The sequence below is a fragment of the Mesorhizobium sp. M7A.F.Ca.ET.027.03.2.1 genome (assembly GCF_003999175.1).
Taxonomy (GTDB): domain Bacteria; phylum Pseudomonadota; class Alphaproteobacteria; order Rhizobiales; family Rhizobiaceae; genus Mesorhizobium.
The window spans coordinates 1-6698 of the sequence record NZ_RZOM01000235.1 but is presented as its reverse complement, the minus strand read 5'-3'; the positions used below and the strand labels follow the sequence as shown (position 1 = coordinate 6698).

The 6698-nt window shown below is 62.9% G+C and carries 7 protein-coding genes; 5 read left to right on the top strand and 2 right to left on the bottom strand.

Translation table 11 applies throughout. The features are described from left to right. Positions 1-576, bottom strand: a 576-nt coding sequence (locus EN750_RS12830; protein ID WP_127396630.1) for a CGNR zinc finger domain-containing protein, incomplete at its 3' end; no start/stop codon positions are given. Positions 577-724: 148 nt separating this feature from the next. Between EN750_RS12830 and EN750_RS12825 the strand changes: the two genes are divergently transcribed. From EN750_RS12825 to EN750_RS12810, 4 genes are all read left to right on the top strand, one after another. Next, a complete protein-coding gene (locus EN750_RS12825; protein ID WP_127396629.1) occupies positions 725-1630 on the top strand; it encodes a branched-chain amino acid ABC transporter permease in 906 nt (301 codons plus the stop codon). A 186-nt stretch (positions 1631-1816) separates the two neighbouring features. Then, a complete protein-coding gene (locus EN750_RS12820; protein WP_127266510.1) occupies positions 1817-2401 on the top strand; it encodes a TRAP transporter small permease subunit in 585 nt (194 codons plus the stop codon). Beyond that, a complete protein-coding gene (locus EN750_RS12815; protein ID WP_189526169.1) occupies positions 2398-4182 on the top strand; it encodes a TRAP transporter large permease subunit in 1785 nt (594 codons plus the stop codon). Before EN750_RS12820 ends, EN750_RS12815 begins: the two co-directional genes overlap by 4 nt. 18 nt (positions 4183-4200) lie before the next feature. Then, a complete protein-coding gene (locus EN750_RS12810; protein ID WP_164873918.1) occupies positions 4201-5229 on the top strand; it encodes a zinc-dependent alcohol dehydrogenase family protein in 1029 nt (342 codons plus the stop codon). An 84-nt stretch (positions 5230-5313) separates the two neighbouring features. On the opposite strand, the gene EN750_RS12805 is transcribed toward EN750_RS12810, so the two are convergent. Beyond that, positions 5314-6423, bottom strand: coding sequence for a TRAP transporter substrate-binding protein (locus EN750_RS12805; protein ID WP_013528215.1), 1110 nt, complete (start codon positions 6421-6423; stop codon positions 5314-5316). Here EN750_RS12805 and EN750_RS39945 point away from each other — a divergent pair. Then, the coding region (locus EN750_RS39945; RefSeq protein ID WP_210212741.1) for a hypothetical protein at positions 6422-6698 on the top strand (277 nt) is incomplete at its 3' end. The genes EN750_RS12805 and EN750_RS39945 overlap by 2 nt on opposite strands.

The following is a 6698-nucleotide window of genomic DNA, read 5'->3' as shown; positions in this document are numbered from 1 at the left end:
GCGATGGTAGTGACGGCTTGCCTTCCGCCTGTTGCCGCACACCGCCATGTCGCACCAAAGGCGGCTGGAATTGCGGCTTCTGTCGACGAACAGCCAGGTGCAATTGGGACAGATCCTCAGCCTCGCGACGGTGTCGTCACGCAGAAGCGACAACGCCGAAACCGCCAGTGCCGCCTCGAAGGCGATCGGCGTCAGGGGATCACCGAACGGTCTCCCCGGCGCACCGATGTCGGTCCGGCTGCCAGCAAGGCCATCGGCGCAGGCTCTCAGGAATCCGGGCAGATCAGTGGTGGCAACCGCGCCCTTCGACGCCGCATCACGAAACAGCCGGTCGGTCGCCTCGCGGATCGACAGCACGACGGGTGCGATCGCCACCGCCGAGGATACCGCCAATGGCCTATCGCCAAGTTCGGCAGCGCGAAAGCGGCTCGCCGCATCGGCGAAGCGGGCAATCTCGGCCGGATCGTCGAAGCGATCGAAGGTTCGCCCCGGATCGCCGCGCAGCACGACGGTGTTCGCTGTGTCGAGCGCAAGCAGGCCGCCGGTGAAGCGGTGCGGGGTCCAGGATACCGTCATGGCGAAAATCTAACCTATAAATCATATTTGACAAGTTAGATTCAGCGATGCACCCTCACTCTGGGCTGCGATGGTCTTCGCAGCCTTTTGAGCCTGTCGTTGGCCAGGACCGCTTCGCACTTTTGGGCGGCATGCTTCGAGGTTTTGCATGCTCTATTTCTTCCAGCAGGTGCTGAACGGGCTGCATTCGGGCGCGCTTTATGCGCTGCTCGCCTTTGGCTATGTGCTGACCAACGGCATCCTGCACCGCACCAATCTCGCCTATGGCGCGTTGTTCGCCTTTTGCGGCCAGACGATGATCCTGACCGCCGCCTTCGGCTATCAGATGCTGTGGCTGACGCTGCTGGCGGCGGTGGCGCTCGGCGTCGTCGCTGCGTTCTTCTATGCCGCGCTGATCAGCCACGTGCTGTCGCGCAGTGTCTTCGAACCTTTGGCCAACCGCACACCCAATGCAATCGTGGTGACGACGCTCGGCATCCTGCTGCTGCTGTCCGAAGCGAGCCGCATCGCCGCCGACACGCACGATCTGTGGCTGCCGCCGATGCTGGCGCAGCCTATCGTTTTCGCGCAGGGCGCCACCTTCAGGGCAACGCTGACGCTCATCCAGCTCATCGACTGCGCCGTGGTGGTGGCGGCAATCGCGCTGGCCAGCTGGGCATTTGCCCGGTCGAGCTTCGGACGGCGCTGGCGCGCCGTCTCCGACGACCCCAGGGCAGCCGCTATGTGCGGCGTCGACGTGCGCGCGGTGTTCCGGCACGCGGTCCTGTTCGGCGGCTTCTGCGCCGCGCTGGCCGGTGTGATGGCCGGGCTCTATTACGGCAATGTCAGCTTCGGCTCGGGCCTCGTCTATGGCCTGAAAATCCTGTTCGTGACGGCGGTCGGCGGCTATCTCTCGCCGTCGCGCGCGGCACTCGGCGCGGCCGCCTTCGGCATGGCCGAATCGCTGTGGGCCGGCTATTTCCCGGTCGAATGGCGCGACGCGTGGATGTATCTGTTCCTGGTCACGACGCTGATCCTGATCGGCGCCGGCCGCGACACCGGCAAAATCGCCTGAAACGTCAGACTTTGGTTGCATGACGCCAGGGCAGATCGCCGGTATTGGGCACTGTCTGCCATGTGATGATATTTGCTCCCTCTATCCTTGTTGACCCGTCAGTCCACGCGCGGCATACCGTTGGACCACGCGGCGTGACGGACAAAAGGGGGAAGCCGGCACGCCTCCGGTACAAGGGAGGAATGCATGGCAGGGCTTCTTGCTCTATCCAGGACAATTGATCGCGCCAACGAATTCATCGGCAAGTGGATATCGTGGCTGATCCTGCTGGCGATCCTGGTGAGCGCCGCCAACGCCATTATCCGCAAGGTGTTCGACATATCCTCGAACGCCTGGCTCGAGCTGCAATGGTATCTGTTCGGCGCCGCCTTCATGCTGGCCGCCGCCTATACGCTGAAGCAGAACGAGCATATCCGCATCGACGTCGTCTACGGCCTGTTTTCACGCCGCGTGCAGCACTGGATCGACCTGCTCGGGCATCTCTTTTTCCTGATGCCGTTCGTGACGTTGATGGTGATCTATTTCGTGCCCTATGTGTCGCTGTCGTTTCGCAGCGGCGAGATGTCCAACAATTCCGGTGGTCTGATCATCTGGCCAGCCAAGGCCATCCTGCTCGTCGGTTTTTTCCTGCTCGCGCTGCAGGGCATCTCCGAGATCATCAAGAAGATCGCCATCATGCGCGGAGACATGGACGACCCCAATCCCTTCATATCGGTGCATGAGCAGGCCGAACTCGAAGCCAAGGCGCTGGCCGACGAGGTGCGCTCGTGATGGAGTTCATCGCGCAGAACATGGCGCCGATCATGTTCGCTTCGCTGATCATCTTCCTGCTGATCGGCTACCCCGTCGCTTTTTCCCTGGCCGCCAACGGCTTGATGTTCTTCTTCATCGGCGTGCTGCTGTCGCCTTATTCCGGAGGATCGATCAACCTCGCCTGGCCGCTCCTGCACGCATTGCCGGATAATTTCTACGGCAGCCGGGTGATGTCGAACGACACGCTGCTGGCCATCCCGTTCTTCACCTTCATGGGCATCGTGCTCGAGCGATCGGGCATGGCCGAAGACCTGCTCGACACGATCGGCCAGCTGTTCGGGCCAATCCGCGGTGGCCTTGCCTATGCGGTGATCTTCGTCGGCGCGCTCTTGGCGGCGACCACCGGCGTGGTGGCGGCTTCCGTCATCGCCATGGGCCTTATCTCGCTGCCGATCATGCTGCGCTATGGCTATGACCGCCGGCTCGCATCCGGTGTCATTGCCGCCTCCGGCACGCTTGCCCAGATCATCCCGCCGTCGCTGGTGCTGATCGTGCTTGCCGACCAGCTCGGCCGTTCGGTCGGCGACATGTATGCCGGCGCGCTGATCCCCGGCCTCGTGCTCACCGTCCTCTATATGTCCTACATCCTGATCATGTCGATCATCCGGCCGAACTCGATGCCGGCGCTGCCGCTCGAGGCCCGTACACTCGGCCATGGCGTGATGTCGCTGCTGGTGGCTTTGCTCGTCACATCAGCGGTTTCCTACGCGGCATATCGTTATCTGGCGCCGGCGCATGGCGACAATGCCGACATTCTCGGCGCGACTGCCGGAGTCCTGTTCATCTACATCGTCGCCATTGCCGACAAACGCCTGAATTTCAACATGATGTCCAGGCTCGCGCAGCAGGTGATCATCGTGCTGATCCCCCCGCTGGCGCTGATCTTCCTGGTGCTGGGCACCATCTTCCTGGGCATCGCCACGCCGACCGAAGGCGGCGCCATGGGTTCCGTTGGCGCCTTGATCATGGCGGCGGCAAAGGGGCGCTTGTCGCTTGACGTCGTCAAGCAGGCACTGGCCTCGACGACAAGGCTATCGTCCTTCGTGCTTTTCATCCTGATCGGCGCACGGGTGTTCTCACTGACCTTCTACGGCGTCAACGGCCACATCTGGGTCGAGCACCTTTTGACGTCGCTGCCGGGCGGCGAGGTCGGCTTCCTGATCGGCGTCAACATGCTCGTCTTCTTCCTCGCTTTCTTCCTCGACTTCTTCGAATTGGCGTTCATCATCGTACCGCTGCTGGCGCCCGCCGCCGACAAGCTCGGCATCGACCTGATCTGGTTCGGCGTGCTCCTGGGCGTCAACATGCAGACCAGCTTCATGCACCCGCCCTTCGGCTTCGCGCTGTTCTACCTGCGTTCGGTGGCTGCGCGCGTGCCCTATCTCGATCGTCTCACCGGCAAACAAATCGCGCCGGTGACCACCGGGCAGATCTATTGGGGCGCGGTGCCCTTTGTCTGCATCCAGGTGATCATGATCGGGTTGACCATCGCCTTCCCGCAAATGGTGATGCACTACAAGGGAACGACCGTCGATCCGGGCACGATCGACTACCAGGTGCCGGAGATGCCCGGCCTGTCGCCGCTCGGCACGCCGCCGGCGGATGGCGCAGCGCCTGCCAGCGGCGGCACGGCTCCCGCCGCCCCCGATCTGTCGCAGCCGCCGAGCTTCGGCGACGCGCCGCCGGCCAAGCCGGCAACGCCACAGCCCGACCTGTCGCAACCGCCAAGCTTCAACTGAACCGGCATGGTCAAAACCATGAAAGCGGTGCGGCTGGAAGCAGTGGGCGGCATCACGCTGCGCGACGTCGACATGCCTGACATCGGTGCGGATGAGCTGCTGGTGCGCATCGAAGCCTGCGGCGTCTGCGGCACGGATCGGCATCTGTTTCACGGCGAATTTCCGTGCACGCCGCCGGTGACGCCCGGCCATGAGTTCTCCGGTCTCGTCGAGGCGATCGGAAAATCGGTCTCGGGTTTTGCCATCGGCGATCGTGTCACCGGCGACCCCAACATCGCCTGCGGGCGCTGCGCGCGTTGTCACGCGGGACAAATCAATCTCTGCAGCAATCTGCGCGCCATCGGCATTCATCGCGACGGCGGCTTTGCCGAATACCTTGCCTTGCCGCAGAAGCAGGCTTTCGTCCTGCCTGCGGGCCTCGATCCCATGCACGGCGCGTTCTGCGAGCCGCTCGGCTGTTGCCTGCACGGCGTCGACCTTGCCGGGATCAAACCGGGCAGCTCGGTGGTCGTGCTTGGCGGCGGCGTGATCGGCCTGCTCACCGTGCAGCTGGCAAGATTGGCGGGAGCCACGACCATCATCCTGTCGACCAGGCAAGCCTCGCGGCGCGCCCTCGCCGAGGACCTCGGCGCGACAATGACTATCGATCCAACCACCGCCGATGTCATCGATGCCATCGCCGGACCGGTGGGGCTGGTGCCAGGCGGTGTCGACGTCGTCTTCGAATGTGCGGGCGTGCGAGAGACCGTCGAGCAGTCGATGCGGCTGGCCCGCGCCGGTGGCACGGTCGTCATCGTCGGCGTGACGCCGCAAGGCGTGAAAGCTGAATTCGAGCCGTTCGACCTGCTGTTCCGGGAACTGAAGGTGCTCGGTTCCTTCCTCAATCCCTACACCCATCGCCGTGCCGCCGAACTCATTGCTTCCGGCACGATCGAGATCGATAGGCTGATCTCCAGGCAGGTGTCGCTTGAAGAAGCGCCAGCGGTGATCGCCAATCCGCCGGCGCCCGGCGAGGTCAAGGTTCTGGTGGTGCCGCGCCGAGGCTGAACCGCCGGTTTCGCCTCCGGTATATACAGAAAAGCTCCCTGAGCGGGTTCCGCCCAGAGAGCTTTTGAGCAGAAGTCCGGCCGACTACAGCTTGCCGTTGCGCTGCTGGACCATCATGAAGGTGTCGTAATTGTATTCGGCCACCTGCGCCCAGAGATAATGCTCCTTGCGGAAGCCCTTGATCGATTCCCAGATCTTCTTGAACGGGGCGTTGGAGGCTTCCATTTCGGTATAGACCTCGTTGGCCTTTTCGAAGCAGGCGGCCATGATCTCCTGGCTGAACGGGCGCAGTTTCGCGCCGCCGGCTACCAGTCGCTTCACCGCCGCAGGGTTCAGATAATCGTATTTCTGCAGCATGTTGGCGTCGGCCGCCTGCGCGGCAGTGTGCAGCAGCGACTTGTACGTCGGCGAAAGTTCTTCGTACTTCGCCTTGTTGAACATCAGGTGGACGGTCGGGCCGCCCTCCCACCAGCCGGGATAGTAATAATAGGGCGCGACCTTATAGAAGCCGAGCTTCTCGTCGTCATAGGGACCAACCCATTCGGCCGCGTCGATGGTGCCTTTCTCCAGCGCGGGATAGATATCACCGCCGGCGATCTGCTGCGGCACGACGCCGAGCTTCTGCACCACCTTGCCGGCAAAACCGCCGATTCGCATCTTGAGGCCGGAAAGGTCGGCCACCGTGTTGATTTCCTTGCGGAACCAGCCGCCCATCTGGACGCCGGTGTTGCCGCCCGGCAGGCCGAAAAGGCCCTGCGTGGCGAGAAACTCGTTGAACAGGTCGATGCCGCCGCCATGGTAATGCCAGGCATTCATGCCGCGTGCGTTGAGCGAAAAGGGAACCGCCGCACCCAGCGCCCATGTCGGGTCCTTGCCCCAGTAATAATATGCCACCGTATGACAGGCCTCGACCGTGCCGGCCGTGGTGGCGTCTGCGGCCTGCAGGCCTGGCACCAGCTCTCCGGCGGCGAAGACCTGGATCTGGAAGTTACCGTCGGTGGCTTCCGACAGCATCTTGGAGAACACCTCGGCACCGCCATAGATGGTGTCGAGCGACTTCGGGAAGGACGACGCCAGCCGCCATGTCACCTTGGGATTGGACTGGGCTATTGCGGGCGCCGCCAGCGTGGCCGCCGCCGCGGCGGCACCGACGCCGGTGACACCGGCCTTGCGAATGAATGAACGACGATCCATGAAGTTCCTCCCTTTTGGATCAACAGGCCGACGTCAGGAAATCCTCGGTTTCCGTGTCGGTTCGTTCGAGACAATACACGGGCAAGAAGTCGAGTCCAGCACGGCGGCCCGATTTGACGGCGAAGCCCGGCTGCCCTGCAACTATAGTCTAACAGGCCGTTTCGTGGCCCATGCGACACGCCGAAACTTGGCATGGAAAAACAACCGGGGATCGCCTATTTTAGCGGCAGGTATCCCTTGCCCAGATGGAACACAGAGCAAAATGCATCAGCCGC

Bases quoted from the DNA above. Each gene is read 5' to 3' on its own strand.
- EN750_RS12810 (WP_164873918.1), top strand. From the start codon at position 4,201: ATGAAAGCGGTGCGGCTGGAAGCAGTGGGCGGCATCACGCTGCGCGAC.
- EN750_RS12805 (WP_013528215.1), bottom strand. From the start codon at position 6,423: ATGGATCGTCGTTCATTCATTCGCAAGGCCGGTGTCACCGGCGTCGGT.
- EN750_RS12825 (WP_127396629.1), top strand. From the start codon at position 725: ATGCTCTATTTCTTCCAGCAGGTGCTGAACGGGCTGCATTCGGGCGCG.
- EN750_RS12820 (WP_127266510.1), top strand. From the start codon at position 1,817: ATGGCAGGGCTTCTTGCTCTATCCAGGACAATTGATCGCGCCAACGAA.